10 protein-coding genes are annotated in these 13,812 nt (G+C 66.1%); 6 read left to right on the forward strand and 4 right to left on the reverse strand.

Annotated features, from left to right (window positions below):
• The 3 genes from ACE3P0_RS13665 to dnaE form a co-directional block, all read right to left on the reverse strand.
• A partial coding sequence (locus ACE3P0_RS13665) for an efflux RND transporter permease subunit (RefSeq protein WP_374403226.1) occupies positions 1-1,472 on the reverse strand: 1,472 nt, incomplete at its 3' end.
• A 12-nt stretch (positions 1,473-1,484) separates the two neighbouring features.
• Positions 1,485-2,648: an efflux RND transporter periplasmic adaptor subunit gene (locus tag ACE3P0_RS13670; RefSeq protein ID WP_374403227.1), complete on the reverse strand. Its 1,164-nt coding sequence runs from the start codon at positions 2,646-2,648 to the stop codon at positions 1,485-1,487.
• A 344-nt stretch (positions 2,649-2,992) separates the two neighbouring features.
• The gene (gene dnaE, locus ACE3P0_RS13675) at positions 2,993-6,499 is read right to left on the reverse strand and encodes a DNA polymerase III subunit alpha (RefSeq protein ID WP_374403229.1); all 3,507 of its coding nucleotides are present in this window, start codon (positions 6,497-6,499) and stop codon (positions 2,993-2,995) included.
• A 139-nt stretch (positions 6,500-6,638) separates the two neighbouring features.
• On the opposite strand from dnaE, the gene ACE3P0_RS13680 reads away from it, so the two are divergent.
• From ACE3P0_RS13680 to ACE3P0_RS13690, 3 genes are read left to right on the forward strand one after another with little or no spacing between them, the layout of a single operon-like run.
• Positions 6,639-7,097, forward strand: a complete 459-nt coding sequence (locus ACE3P0_RS13680) for a hypothetical protein (RefSeq protein WP_374403230.1) — start codon at positions 6,639-6,641, stop codon at positions 7,095-7,097.
• Positions 7,094-7,837 (forward strand): hypothetical protein, encoded by a 744-nt coding sequence (locus ACE3P0_RS13685; RefSeq protein WP_374403231.1) that lies wholly within the window; start codon positions 7,094-7,096, stop codon positions 7,835-7,837. Before ACE3P0_RS13680 ends, ACE3P0_RS13685 begins: the two co-directional genes overlap by 4 nt.
• Positions 7,838-7,879: 42 nt before the next feature.
• The gene (locus ACE3P0_RS13690) at positions 7,880-9,022 is read left to right on the forward strand and encodes an alpha/beta hydrolase (protein ID WP_374403232.1); all 1,143 of its coding nucleotides are present in this window, start codon (positions 7,880-7,882) and stop codon (positions 9,020-9,022) included.
• Positions 9,023-9,025: 3 nt separating this feature from the next.
• Here ACE3P0_RS13690 and ACE3P0_RS13695 read toward each other — a convergent pair whose 3' ends face one another.
• Positions 9,026-9,541, reverse strand: coding sequence for a YbjN domain-containing protein (locus tag ACE3P0_RS13695; protein ID WP_374403233.1), 516 nt, complete (start codon positions 9,539-9,541; stop codon positions 9,026-9,028).
• Between the two features lie 222 nt (positions 9,542-9,763).
• Here ACE3P0_RS13695 and ACE3P0_RS13700 point away from each other — a divergent pair, with 222 nt between their 5' ends.
• The 3 genes from ACE3P0_RS13700 to ACE3P0_RS13710 all read left to right on the forward strand — a co-directional run bounded on the left by ACE3P0_RS13700 (position 9,764) and on the right by ACE3P0_RS13710 (position 13,800).
• On the forward strand, positions 9,764-10,174 hold the full coding sequence (locus ACE3P0_RS13700; RefSeq protein ID WP_374403234.1) for a hypothetical protein: 411 nt from the start codon (positions 9,764-9,766) through the stop codon (positions 10,172-10,174).
• A 72-nt stretch (positions 10,175-10,246) separates the two neighbouring features.
• Entirely contained in the window at positions 10,247-10,675 is a 429-nt protein-coding gene (locus tag ACE3P0_RS13705; protein WP_374403235.1) for a hypothetical protein, read from the forward strand.
• Positions 10,676-10,737: 62 nt separating this feature from the next.
• A complete protein-coding gene (locus ACE3P0_RS13710; RefSeq protein WP_374403236.1) occupies positions 10,738-13,800 on the forward strand; it encodes a CHAT domain-containing protein in 3,063 nt (1,020 codons plus the stop codon).
• Positions 13,801-13,812 lie beyond the last annotated feature (12 nt).

Here is a 13,812-nt window from a genome sequence, read left to right on the forward strand (position 1 = left end):
AGCGTCAGCGCCACGAAGCCTGACAGCGCCACAGAGATCACGATGGTGATCGCGAACTGCTTGTAGAGCTGGCCGGTGGGGCCGCTGATGAAGGCCACCGGAATGAACACCGCCGAGAGCACCAGCACGATCGCGATGACGGGGCCGGTGACCTCGTCCATCGCCTTGAACGCGGCGTCGCGCGGCGAGAGCTTGAACTCGTGCATGTTTCGCTCGACGTTCTCGATCACCACGATCGCGTCGTCCACCACGATGCCGATCGCCAGCACCAGCCCGAACAACGTCAGCATGTTGATCGAGAAGCCGAGCAGCGTCATGCCGATGAAGGTGCCGACCAGCGACACCACCACCGCCAGCGTCGGGATGATCGTGGCGCGCAGGTTCTGCAGGAACAGGTAGACCACCAGCACCACGAGCACCACCGCCTCGAAGAGCGTGTGCACCACTTCGTTGATCGAATCCTGCACGAAGGTGGTGGTATCGAGCGAGACGAGGTAGTCCATCCCTTCCGGGAAGGTCTTATTCATCTGCGCCATCATCGCGCGCACATCCTTGGCAACCTGCAGCGCGTTGGAACCGGCCTGCTGATAAACGGCGATCAGCGTGGTCGGTTTGCCGTTCATCGTGGCGCGAACGAGGTAGTCCTTCTGGCCCACCTCGGCACGGCCAACGTCGCCTAGGCGCACGATCGCCGCGCCCTTGGCATCGGTGCGCAGGATGATGCGCTCGAACTCGCTGGGGTCGGAGAAGCGCCCACCCGCGACCACCGGGAAGGTCAGCTCCACCGGCCTGTCGGTCGGCGACGCGCCGACGCGACCGATGCCGAACTGCTGGTTCTGCGCCGACACCGCGCGCTGGATGTCGGTCGGCGTGATGCCGAGCGCCGCCATGCGATCGGGCTTGAGCCAGATGCGCATCGCCAGATCCGGCACGCCCATGATCGAAGCCTGGTTCGCACCCGGCACCCGCTTGATCGCATCAAGCACATACACGTTGGCGTAGTTGGCGATGTACTTGTCGTCGAAACGCCCATCCGGCGAGTAAAGGCCCAGCAGCATCAGGAAGCTGTTGGAGCGCTTCGCGACGCTGACACCGGCCTTCTGCACGATATCTGGCAGCTGCGTCATCGCGAGGCTGATGCGGTTCTGCACCTGCACCTGCGCGATGTCGGGGTCGGTGCCGACCTTAAAGAACACGGTCAGCGAGTACTGCCCCGCCGCCGAGCTGGTCGACTGCATGTACATCATGTTGTCGACACCGTTGATCTGGGCTTCCAGCGGCGCGGCCACCGAGTCTTCGATCGTCTTCGCGTCGGCGCCCGGGTAGGCGGTGGAAATGGTGACCTGAACCGGCGAGATATCGGGGTACTGCGCGATCGGCAATGCAAACATCGCCGCGAGGCCCGCGATCGTCAGCACGATCGAAAGCACCGTGGCGAGAATCGGCCGCCGGATGCAAAGGTGGGAGATCATCGTTGTGCTCCCTTACTTCGCCGCCGCAGACTGTTCGGCTTGCGGCATCAACACCGCGTCGGCCTCTGCCTTGTAGGGTTCGAGCGTCTTCACGACCTTCACCGGCGCATCCGGGCGCAGCTTCATGCCGCCATCGACGACGAGCTTGTCGCCGGCCTTCAGGCCAGCCGACACCACCCAGTTTTCGCCCTGCATGGACGCGAGCTGCAGCGGCCGCACCTGCGCCTTGCCCGCTGCATCGACGACGAAGGCAAGATTCCCCTGCGCCGTTTGCAGCACCGCGCGTTGCGGCACGATGATGCCGTTGAGCCGATACGCGCCATGTAGGCGCACCCGCACGAACTGCCCCGGCCGCAGCGTGCCCTTCGCGTTCGGCAACTCGGCGCGCGCCAGGAAAGTGCCCGTCTCCTGACTGAAGGACGCATCGGTGAAGGTGAGCCGCCCGGTTTCCTCGAAGCGCGAACCATCGGCCAGCACCACCTCGACGCGGAAGTCGCCCTCTTTCGGCGCGCGCACCACGCCCTTCTTCACCATGTCGCTGAAATTCAGCTGCTGGTTCTCGGAGATGCTGAAGTTCACCCGCATCGGCGACAGCGCCGCCACATAGGTCAGCAAGCTGTTCTGCGGATCGAGGTAGGTGCCCTCGGCCACCTTGGCAAAACTCGCCAGCCCGCTGACCGGCGAGCGGATCGAGGTGTAGGAGAGATTCAGTTCGGCGGTGATCACGCTCGCCTTGGCCGCCTCCACGCCAGCCGCTGCAGCGCGGTAGTTGCCGATCGCGTCGTCGCGATCCTTCTGGCTCACCGCGTTCTTCTCGGCCAGCGGCTCGATGCGCTTCCGGTTGGCCTCGGCCGTCACCAGCCGTGCCTCCTCCTGCGCCAACTGGGCCTTCGCCACCTGCAGCTGGGCCTCGAAGGGCTTGCGATCGAGCTGGAAGAGCGGTTGCCCTTCCTTGACCATCGACCCCTCTCGGTATTCGCGTTTTTCGAGGAAGCCACTGACCCGCGCACGAATCTCGACCTGGCGCGAGCTTTCAGTCTGGCCGACGAATTCCGGCACGATCGGTACGTCCTGCAGCACCACCGGCTGCACGGTCACTTCCGGCGCAGCTGCGTCCTGCTGCGCCGGATTGCCTTTGCCGCAGGCCCCCAGCGCGAGCAGCAGCGTGCACAGCATCGCTCTGGTGAGTACAGAGCACGAAAGCGAACGAGATGCGCCGAGCGGCGCAGCGATGAAGGCAGCAGACTGCTGTGGCATGGAGAGTCCTCATTCACGCAAGCGGAATGGGCCCCATGCTGCGAAGCCCTACTCCGGGTCAGACGGATGGGTCATGCAGGGCTGTCGCGGCGCGAAGCCAGATCGATGTGCCCGCGCAGGGGGAGCTCGCGCGGGCATCACGGCGGCACACGCTAATGCAGTTCAAACAGGTTGCGCAAGCGCGGCAAGCGGCGCGGCGCCAAATGCGCAACGTAATCCTGCTCTCGGCGGCTACGCAGCGAGGGGAAACGGGAGCGCCGCGCTCAGTTGTAGATGATCTCGACCGACTCCGGGCTCAGCCAGTCGCGCAGGTTTTCCAGCAAAGGCTCTTCGAGCCGCACCCTCCAGCCCTGCCCGAAAGGCAGGTCCGCTTCGGCGGCGGCATTGCGATAGCGCAGCCGGATCGGGCAACCGCTGACGCCCTCGCCTTGCGCACGATACTGCGCGAGCAGCGTTTCCAGGCGTTCGGCGGCAGCGCGTGGGCCGCCGCTGCTCGCCACCTCGCCGTTGATCGACAGCTTCAGCGTGCGGGCGAAGCGCGCGCGCGCCTCCCCCAGCGTCATCAGCTTGTCAGCGATGATGCGCAGGCCGCCGGTGAAGTCGTCGTGGCTGACCTTGGCTTCGACGATCAGCACTTCGTCCTGCACGATGCGGCCCTTGTTGGCCTCCAGCACCTCAGCAAACACCGACACTTCAAGCTGCGCGGTGCCGTCATCCAGCTGCACGAAGCACATCTTGCCGCGGTTGCCGATCTTGATGCGCTGGCCGGACACCACACCGGCAAATACCTGCGGCTCCTTCTGCGGCTCCAGCCGTGCGAGCGGTTTGCGGATGAAGCGGGCCACCTCGGCCTTAAAGGCGTTGTAGGGGTGACCGGAGAGGAAGAAGCCGATCGCGGTCTTCTCCTCCATCAACTGCTCACGCTCCTTCCACGGGCGCGCTTCGACGTACTGGATCGCCTGTGATTCCGCATGTTCGGGCGCGTCGAACAGGCCCACCTGCGCTGCGTTCGCCGCCGCCTGCTCAGCCGCTTCCATCGCGATGCCGACCGATGCGATCAGGCGCGCGCGATGTGTGTCGGAGGTATCGAAAGCACCGGCGCGGATCAGCGCTTCGACAACGCGGCGGTTCACCGCGCGGCGGTCCACCCGCTTGCAGAAGTCGAACAGATCCTTGAACGGACCGCCTTCCTTGCGCGCCGCGAGGATCGCGTTCACCGCAGGCTCGCCGACGCCCTTCACACCGCCCAGGCCGTAGCGGATGGTCTTCGCGTCGGTCGGCTCGAAACGGTAGTTCGAGGCATTCACGTCCGGCGGCAGCACCTTGATGCCGTTAGCCACGGTGTCTTCGAAGAAGATCTTCACCGTGTCGGTGTTGTCCATATCCGCCGACATGGTGGCGGCCATGAAGGCCGCGCAGTGGTGCGCCTTGAGCCATGCGGTGTGATAGGTGACGACGGCATACGCGGCGGTGTGCGACTTGTTGAAGCCGTACTCCGCGAACTTGGTCATCAGGTCGAACAGGCGCTCGGCCAGTTCCGGGTCGTAGCCCTGTTTCTTCGCACCTTCTGCGATCGTCTCGCGGTGCTTGGCCATTTCCTCGGGCTTCTTCTTGCCCATTGCCCGGCGCAGCATGTCCGCACCACCAAGGGTGTATCCCCCGATGATCTGCGAGATCTGCATCACCTGTTCCTGATACACGATCACGCCATAGGTCGGCGACAGACAGCCTTCAAGGGCCGGGTGGTAATAATCGATCGCCTGCTGGCCTTTTTTCCGCAGGATGAAGTCGTCCACCATGCCGGAGCCGAGCGGGCCCGGGCGGTAGAGCGCGAGCACAGCGATGATGTCTTCGAAACGGTCGGGCCCGAGCTTCTTCAGAAGCTTCTTCATGCCGTCCGATTCCACCTGGAAGATCGCGGTGGTGTTCGCGTCTTTCAGGATCTGGTAGGCCGCCGGGTCGGTGAAACCCAGCGACATCAGGTCGACCTTCTCGCCGGTCAGGCGCTCGACGTATTCGAGCGCGAGCTTGATGATGGTGAGGTTGCGCAGGCCAAGGAAGTCAAACTTCACCAGGCCGACCTGCTCCACGTCGTCCTTGTCGTACTGAGACACCGGCGTGGCGTCTTCACCGTCGGCAATGTAGAGCGGGCAGAAGTCGGTGAGCTTGCCCGGCGCGATCAGCACACCGCCGGCGTGCATGCCGACGCCGCGCGTCATGCCTTCAAGCGGCAGCGCCAGTTCCCACAGCTCGCGGATGGATTCCCCGTCGCCCGGGTCGTCCATCATCTCGCGGATCGAGGGTTCCTGCTCCAGCGCCTCTTCCAGCGACACCGGCTTGTTCTGCACCACCGGAATTGCCTTCGACAGCCGGTCGCACAAGCCGTACGGCAGATCGAGCACGCGGCCGACGTCGCGTACCACCGCCTTCGAGGCCATGGTGCCGAAGGTGGCGATCTGGCTCACGGCCTCCTTGCCATAGCGCTCGCGTACATACTCGATCACGCGGTAGCGGTTGTCCTGGCAGAAGTCGATGTCAAAGTCAGGCATCGACACCCGCTCGGGGTTCAGGAAGCGCTCGAACAGCAGCGCGTAGGCCGTCGGGTCGATGTCGGTGATCTTCAGCGAGTAGGCGACCAGCGAACCGGCACCGGAACCCCGCCCCGGCCCCACCGGGACACCGTTGTTCTTGCCCCACTGGATGAAGTCCGCAACGATCAGGAAGTAGCCTGGGAAACCCATCTGGATGATGGTGTCGGTCTCGAACTTGAGCCGCGCCTCGTAGCGCGGGCGTTCGCGTTCGCGATCTTCTTCCTTCGGGTAAAGCTCGCGCAGGCGGTCTTCCAGGCCCTTCTTGGCTTCCGCGACGAGGAAGTCGTCGAGCGTCATGCCCTCGGGCGTGGGGAATTGCGGCAGGAAGTTCTTGCCCAGCGTAATCGTCAGCGAACAGCGGCGCGCAATCTCTACCGAGTTTTCAAGCGCCTCGGGCATGTCCGCGAAGAGCTCGGCCATCTCGGCCTGGGTCTTGAAATACTGTTCCTCAGTGAAGTTCTTCGGCCGGCGGGTATCGGCCAGCACATAGCCCTGTGCAATGCACACCCGCGCCTCGTGGGCCTTGAAGTCTTCGCGCTTGAGGAACTGGATCGGGTGCGTTGCGACCACCGGCAAGTCCAGCTCGGCGGCAAACGCCAGCACCTGACGGATGTAGCTTTCGGTGCCGGGGTGGCCGGCGCGCTGCACCTCGACATAGAAACTGTCGGGAAACAGCCGCGACCAGTCGCCCAGCAGGCGTCGGGCCGACTCGATGTTGCCGGCGGCAATCGCGGCCCCCACATCACCCAGCATTGCGCCGGAAAGGCAGATCAGGCCCGACGCGGCGCCGTTCTCGAACCATTCCTTGCGCATCTCGGCGCGGCCGCGGTGCTGGTTGTCGAGAAAGGACTTGGTCACCAACTCGCACAACTGGCCGTAGCCGGCGCGGTGCTTGCAGATCAGCATCACGCGGAAGGGTTTTTCGCGGTCCGCGTCGTTGGTGATCCAGGCATCCACAGCCGCCACCGGCTTGAGGCCTGCTCCGCGGCAGCCCTTGTAGTGCTTGACCATGCCGAACAGGTTGGCGAGGTCCGAAATGCCGAGCGCCGGCATGCCATCGGCCGCGGCGGCCTTGATGGCGTCGTCGATCCGCACGATACCGTCCTCGATCGAGAACTCGGTATGCATGCGCAGGTGAACAAAGGCGGGTTGATGCGGGGCGGGTGCGGCGGAAGTCATCCCGCGATTTTACCCGCACCGGCGAATCAATCCTTCACATTCCCGCCATGCGAGTGCCGCTGCCGCGCACGCCACCCTTACGTTACATTCTCGGCTTCGTCCAAGCGCCAGCCCCGGCCGAAAAGAACAGGAACCCGACATGACGACCGCCCCGACCCGACGCCACGCCCTGCGCTACCTGCTCATCACCGCCGCAGTCCTCGCCACCGCCGAGGCCCGCGCGCTGGATCTCATCACTGCCGAAGAGGCTGCGCGCCCGGCCGCCGAGATCCCGACCATGCGCGGCATCACGCGCGGCCCGAGCGTCACGCAAGTCTCGCCGGCACCCGATGCCAAGGCGCTGGAGACACCGCTGAAGCTGAAGATCGCGTTCAAGGCCCGCGGCGGTGCGAAGATCGACCCGAAAACCGTGGAAATGACCTACCTCAGCACGCCGCCGGTGGACCTGCTGCCGCGCGCGCGCGCCGGACTCAGCGCCGACGGCATCGAACTGGCCGACGTGCGCATGCCGCCCGGCCTGCACCCGATCCGCCTGCGCGTGTCGGACAACGAGGGCCGTGAAACCGAAACCCTGCTGAAGCTGGACATCGCGAAATGAAGTGCCCGTACTGCGTCAGCGAGATCGACGACGCCGCGCTAGCCTGCCCGCACTGCACCCGCGACCTTTACCTGTTCAAGCCGCTGCTGGAACGCATCGGCGCGCTGGAAGCGGAAGTCGCCGAGCAGAAGCTGCGCCTCGATGCGCTGACGCCCGTTACCGAAGCGCCCGGGGACGCCGCCGCCGAGGCCGCGAGCGGCTGGTGGCCGTGGATCGCCCCCCTGGTGCTGCTGCTGGCCGCGCACTTCACAATCACCATCTGGTTCGACCTGCCGACGCTGTGGCTGCGCGTGGCCTCGCTGTTCATTCCGCTGCCATTCGGTTACTTCGCGCTGCGCGGCAGCAACCGCCGCTTCGGGCCAGTGCTGGCTGGCGGCGCGGCGATGGCCCTGCTGGCGGTACTGCTGATGAGCGCGGTGGTCGCGATGATCGACCATACCCCGGTGCTGCCCGCCAACTGGCGCGAATGGCAGGAGTTCCTGCAATACGCCACCAGCATCACGATGAGCTTTGCCACCGGCATGATCATCGGCCGGCAGCGCGGTACGCTCCAGCGCAGCGAGCTGCGCCAGCACGCAATGCTGATCAAGGCGGCCGGCATGATCAACAGCCGCACCCTGAACCCGGAGCGCCTGCACGGCCAGGTCGAGGCGCTGCAGAAACTGATGGCCGCCGCGATGGCGGCCGGCACCACGCTAGCCTCGATCGCAACCGGTTTGAAAGACGTAGCGGGCGGCTGAGCGCCCCCCGCTTCCCCTGATCTCGACACTCACTGAAGCCCGATGCCGCAGACCTACGCTCGCACCCTGCTCCAGACACTCGCCCTTGCCGGCCTCACCTTGCTGGCGGCATGCGAAACCACCCAGGTCCAGCCGCCGACACCTGACGACACGCAGGTGATGCGTGGCAAGGAACCCAACTACAAGCGTGTGCTGGTGCACTTCGGCACCAACCGTGCGCCGGGCGACGGCAGCACGCCGGCACAGGCCTTCAGCACCACGTACTCCGACACAGTCAGCTACGGCAGCGCCGAGGTCAGCATCCCGCGCGACCACCGCATGGGCGAGCTGGAAGGCCCCAACCCGTGGCTGCTCGAATTCCGCCAGGACCCCGAGAAGCATGTGATGCTGCTGTCGGTGAAGCCGATGGATCGCAAGCGCTTCCTCGACGCCATCGCAGGCGAAATCGACGAAGCCGGCTCGCGCCACGCGCTGGTGTTCGTACATGGCTACAACACCGGTTTTGAAGACGCCGCGCGCCGCACCGCGCAGATCAGCTACGACATCGGCTTCCAGGGCGTGCCGCTGTTCTACAGCTGGCCGTCGCAGAACTCGCTGCTCGGCTATGGCGAGGATGAGCGTTCGGTCGCGAAGAGCCAGCCGCTGATGCGCGACTTCTTCAGCGACCTCGCCGAGCGCCTGGATGCAGAGACGATCTATGTGCTGGCGCACAGCATGGGCACCCGCGCCACTGCTGGCGCCCTGGCCGATCTGTTCACCGAACGGCCGGATCTTCGCTCGCGCTTCCGCCAGATCATGCTGATGGCACCGGACATCGATGCCGAGGTATTCCGCACGCAGATCGCGCCCGCCCTGGTACAGCCCGACAATCGCCTGACGCTGTACGCCTCGTCCAACGACATCGCCTTGAAGGCATCGAAGGCGGTGCACCAGGCCGCCCGGCTGGGCGCGGCCGATCCGCTGGTGCTGATGCCTGGGATGGACTCGATTGACGCGAGCGACGTCGCGACCGACTTGTTGGGGCACTCCTACTACGCCGACGGCGATTCGGTCGTCGCGGACCTGGTGGAAGTGATCGCCGATAAGGGCCCGGCCGAACAGCGCACCTGGCTGGAACCACGGCGCAGCGAGGTGGGCCGCTTCTTCCGCTTCAAGCCGGTGGTGCGCCCGGCGCCGGCGCAGTAAGCCTCAGGCGATCAGGTCTTCGCTGTCGCACTCGCGCAGGCCGTTGCGAGCAACCAGTGCGAAGCGGCGCAGGCTGTTGACGATGTGGAAGGCCGGCAAGCCGCGCTGATAAAGCAGGCAGTAGTCGGCGTACAGCATGTCGTCATCCACCACCGAGAAACGCACCAGGATCAGCGAGGCGTTGAGGCGGTTGGCCAGCCGCAGGCGCGCCTCGTGCTCGCTGGCTTCGCGGAAGCGATACAGCGTGCGCATCACCAGGATCTTGCGATCGGTATCGATCATCACCCGCACATGCGCGGATTCGGTCTCGACCACCAGCGAATCGCCGTCGATTTCGAAGCTGAGCATCACGCGGCGGAACAGCGCGATCAGCGTGCCAAGCTCGAACTGATCCTCATGGATGAAGTCGCTCTCGGTATTCCACGGTGCGGCAGGCATCACCGCGGCCGGGGCCTGCGGGGGGTGCGCCTGCGGCGCGCCGCCGATGCTGCGCTTGAGTACATCGAAGAGTTTGAACATGGTGTCGCCTTCCTGTCCGGGTCACGGCCGTCGCGGCGGCCTCTATCCGGTTGGACGCATTTTCGCGCCAAAAGATCAGGCCCGTTCGCCTTTGCGTAAGCGGCAAGCGCGGCCGGATTTCACACTCGGCAAGAAGAAGTGCGGAACACGCCCTCCCGCGCGGTCGAAGGCGAAACCGCACATCGGGCACAATGCGGTCGTCATCCCCCCGCACGCGCTGCCATGCCCCGCCCCTTCACCGTATTCGCCGTTACGAGCGGCCTGATCCTTGCCGCAGCGGTTGCCTTCATCGTGCTGAAGTTCGGCGCTGCGGTCGAAAAAGATCCGCTCAGCGCGCTGCAGATTGCGCTTGTCGGCGCCTTCGCACTGGCAACGCAGATCGGCCTCTTTCTCGCCCCCGTCACGCTCGCCGATCCGCGCGCCCGCGGGTGGCTCGTGATGCTGCTGTGCGCTGCCTGGATGCTGGCATTCGGCCACCTCACGCTTAGCGGGCTGGGCCTCGGTGGCGGCCACCTGCGCAGCGCCACGCAATTGGCCATCACCAGTTTCGGCGCGCTCGCCAATGCCTTCGTACTGATACGCCTGATCCTCGCCGCGGGAGAGAAGGCCCGCGCCACGGTTTCGGACACCTGAACACCGGGCTCGGCCTGACACCGCGCCGCGCACTTCGTCCCATCGCTTAACTCACTCTGCGATGGACCTGCAATGCCGATACCCCGCTTCAAGTCAGAAGACTGGCGCGCCGCGCTCGCCAGTGGCCGCATCGTGTTCCGTGTCACGCAACAATCTGCCTGCATCGCCACGGGGGTGTTGCGCGAACCAACCCAACTCGATACCCGAGTTGTCATCGACGCGCTCGACGCCCGCGCCGACGCGCATTTCGGCGCCGAGTTCCTGCACTTCATCGCGCAGGGGCGCCGCCGCGCGAGCTACCCCTGCCGCGCCTTCCGCACGATCGAGAAATTCGGCGAGGCGATCCAGTATTCCGCCCCGTACACGCTAGAGCTGGCCTGGCTCGACAAAGCCGAGGCCAGGCAACTGCTCGCCATTGGCGAGGTGCCGGACTGGCGACACCTTACTGGGGCGCGCGCGGTAATCCGGCGCTGGCGCCGCGCGCTCTGCGGGCGCGACTGAACCCGCGCCACACCGCGCGCGCAGCGGGCATACTCGCCCCCGTCACGCTCTGGCCCACCGCAATGAAACGACGTCATCTGCTCCAAGCCCTCGGAGCCTGCGCACTTGCGCTGGCCCAGGCCGCAATCGCCGCCGACGCCTTGCCGCACATTCCGCTCGCGCCGGCCACGCAAGCCCAGGGTGAATTGCCGCGGCTGCTGCGCGATGCGCTGGTCGATTACGAAACCGTGCTACCAGACGCGCATTCGATGCGCTGGCTGGAAGCCAATGGCAAGAACGAGCTGACACCGCGCTACTGGAGCGAAAAGGCGCACGCCTTTGAGGAAGCCTGCGCCGCCCAGCGTGACACCTGCGGCCCGCTGCTCGCCGCGCAGATCAGGGCGATGGACCGTGCGCTGCGCGAAGCCGGCGATGCGGCCTATTCGCCGGTCGGCGCCTCAACGCAGAGCGCGATTTCGGATCTGTGCATGCAGAGTCCGCCCGATGCGGCCTTCGCGGTTTGCGGGCTGTCGCAACGCGCGCACCATGCCGCGGCGCTGTGGGCCCAGCTCGGGCGCGACGCGCCCTTTGTGCACTACTACAACCGCTATCAGGGCCAGCGCACGCAATACCTCGCCTGGCTGAAGAGCCGGGGCGAGCGGCCTTCGGCGTCCACGCTGGCGGAGCTGCCGGAACTGCCGGCGTGGATGTCGGCACGCCACTTCGAAGCCACCTCGCAACTGGACGGCGCCCGCGACGGCTGGCTCTCGGCGATCTTCACGGCGCTGACGACGCCAGACGCGCCCTTCCCGCTGGTCGCCGCGAGCTACATGGCGCGCTTGTCATGGCGACTGAATGATGGCGAGGCCGCCCGCGCATGGGACGCGATGATCGCCGCGCAGCCCGCACAAACGAGCTGCCCTGCCCGCAGCGAACAACTGCGCGTCGATATCGCCCATCAGCATGTCGAGAGCGGCAACGCGACTGACACCAACAAGCGCCTGCGCGCACTGGTCGCCGACGGCTGCCCCTATACGCAAGCACTGTTCGATTACGCCAGCGACACGCTGCAAGCGCCCGCGCCGGACGACGCCACGCTTGCCGCGCTGCGCCAGACACTGACGCTCGGCATCGCAAGCTGTGAAGCGACCGGCCAGTGCCTGCGCTACCGCCTCGATCAGTTGCGCCAACTGCTCACACTCACCGGCAAGGATGTCGCGAAGATCGCCGCCGTGGGCAAGGCACAGCAGCAGCGCTTCGATCAGCCGGAACACACGATGCTGGAAGCGGATCTGCAGATGGCCTGGGCGGCCGCGATGACGCTGATCCGCACGCCCCCGCTCAAGTTGCAGGGCTTCACGCTGCTCAGCGCCTTGCAGCAACGCCTGCTGGTCGCTGCCGGCGTCGATCGCCAGGCCTCCGTCACCACGCAGGCCAACTACAACCGCTTCGATGCCCTGCACCGTACCGTCGCCCGCGTATCCACCGAACTGGGCATCGCGCTGCCGATCTCTCAGGTGGAAGGCCTGCGCGCCCAGACCTTGCTGCGCCGCCTGCGGCTGGAAAGCCTCGCACGCCAGCTCGCCGATGTGCATGACGCGCAGGCCGATGCCGACCACGCTGCGCAGCTTGCGCAGGCGCAACAGTGCCGCAACACCCTCGCGTCGCTCGGCCAACCGGCGCAGGCCGACTGGCGTTACACCGTGCTGCGGCAAGCCGCGCCGTGGTGTGAGCAGCTGGTGTCGCTGGCCAATCTGCGCCGCCTCGAAACACTCGCGACGCGCAAGCTCTACGGCGACGACAAGGAAAAGGCCTGGCTCGGCTCGCTCGGTATCGGCGCGCTCAACACGCTCGACACCGCCTCGCAAAACGCATTCCTGAAAACCGAAACTGAATCACTCGGCGCCGACGAGGCCTACCTGAGCTGGCTGCAAGTCCCCGGCGGCTACGTCGCGAGCCTCGCATCGATCAAGGCGGACGCCGCGAACAGCCCGGCCACGCACAACGTGCAAAGCCGCTACATCCCGCTCAGCGCCGCCCAGGAAGCGAGCCTTGCGCTGTATCGCGAGCTGCTGATGGCGGGCAGTGCCACGAGCCGCGGCGCACGTCGCACCGACGCCTTGCCCGATACCGGCGACAGCCTGCGCCTGAAGGGGGTGCCGGTGTGGCGCATGGCAGACGGCAGCTACACGGCGCAAGCGGTCGCGCCGCAAGGCGGCGTGCGCGTACAGTCGATCAAGGAAATCGGCGAGGCGCTGTATGCGCTGCTGCTCGCGCCGCTGCAGGCCAATTGGGCTGGCGCGAAACGCCTGACGATCAGCCCCGACGGCCCACTCGCCTTCCTGCCCTTCGAAACCCTGTGGGCAGGCGATCGGCAGGTGCTGGACATGATCGACGTGGCCTATGTGCAATCGCTCGCCGTGCATGCGGAGCTGAGCCGCCGTGCCGCGCAATCGCGCGCCGCCCAGCCGGCGCTGCTGTCGGTGGCCGACCCCGACTACGCGCGCCCGGTCACTGATGAAGCCGCCCTGCCGAGCTGGATGGCCGCGCTGCACTGGAACCCGCTGCCCGGCACCCGGCGCGAGGCCGATGCGCTGGCACCGCTGTTCGCCACATCCCAAGCGCTGCGCGGCGGCGACGCGTCGCGCGCGCGCTTCCTCCGCATGGACACGAAGGGCGAGATCCGCGATTTCCGCGTACTGCACTTCGCCACCCACGGCTTTGCCGACAACCAGCGCAGCGCGCTGGTGCTCTCCACCCGGCAAGGCATGCAGCAGGCCTACCTGCTCGACAGTGACATCACCACGCTGCGCCTGAAGTCCGATTTGGTGCTGCTCTCCGCCTGCGATACCGGGCTCGGCCGCAGCCAGTCCGGCGAAGGCGTGATGGGCCTGCCCTACGCCTTCATGCTGGCTGGCAACACGAACACCGTGATGTCGCTATGGCCGGTGGACGACGCAGGCGCCGCGCTGTTCATGCCGACTTTCATGAAACACGCGCGCGCGGGGCTGGACTTGGTCGCTGCACTCAACGCCACCAAGCGTGAGTTCGCCGCCGGCATCCACGGCGAACGCAACCGCGACCCACGCATCTGGGCCGCCTTCGTGCAGTACGGCGTGCCCCTGGCGCTCGCCGGCACGCGCTGAGCCAAGCACACA

It is taken from the genome of Niveibacterium sp. (assembly GCF_041909475.1).
Lineage (GTDB): Bacteria > Pseudomonadota > Gammaproteobacteria > Burkholderiales > Rhodocyclaceae > Niveibacterium.

Bases quoted from the DNA above. Each gene is read 5' to 3' on its own strand.
- ACE3P0_RS13670 (WP_374403227.1), bottom strand. From the start codon at position 2,648: ATGCTGTGCACGCTGCTGCTCGCGCTGGGGGCCTGCGGCAAAGGCAAT.
- dnaE (WP_374403229.1), bottom strand. From the start codon at position 6,499: ATGACTTCCGCCGCACCCGCCCCGCATCAACCCGCCTTTGTTCACCTG.
- ACE3P0_RS13680 (WP_374403230.1), top strand. From the start codon at position 6,639: ATGACGACCGCCCCGACCCGACGCCACGCCCTGCGCTACCTGCTCATC.
- ACE3P0_RS13685 (WP_374403231.1), top strand. From the start codon at position 7,094: ATGAAGTGCCCGTACTGCGTCAGCGAGATCGACGACGCCGCGCTAGCC.
- ACE3P0_RS13690 (WP_374403232.1), top strand. From the start codon at position 7,880: ATGCCGCAGACCTACGCTCGCACCCTGCTCCAGACACTCGCCCTTGCC.
- ACE3P0_RS13695 (WP_374403233.1), bottom strand. From the start codon at position 9,541: ATGTTCAAACTCTTCGATGTACTCAAGCGCAGCATCGGCGGCGCGCCG.
- ACE3P0_RS13700 (WP_374403234.1), top strand. From the start codon at position 9,764: ATGCCCCGCCCCTTCACCGTATTCGCCGTTACGAGCGGCCTGATCCTT.
- ACE3P0_RS13705 (WP_374403235.1), top strand. From the start codon at position 10,247: ATGCCGATACCCCGCTTCAAGTCAGAAGACTGGCGCGCCGCGCTCGCC.
- ACE3P0_RS13710 (WP_374403236.1), top strand. From the start codon at position 10,738: ATGAAACGACGTCATCTGCTCCAAGCCCTCGGAGCCTGCGCACTTGCG.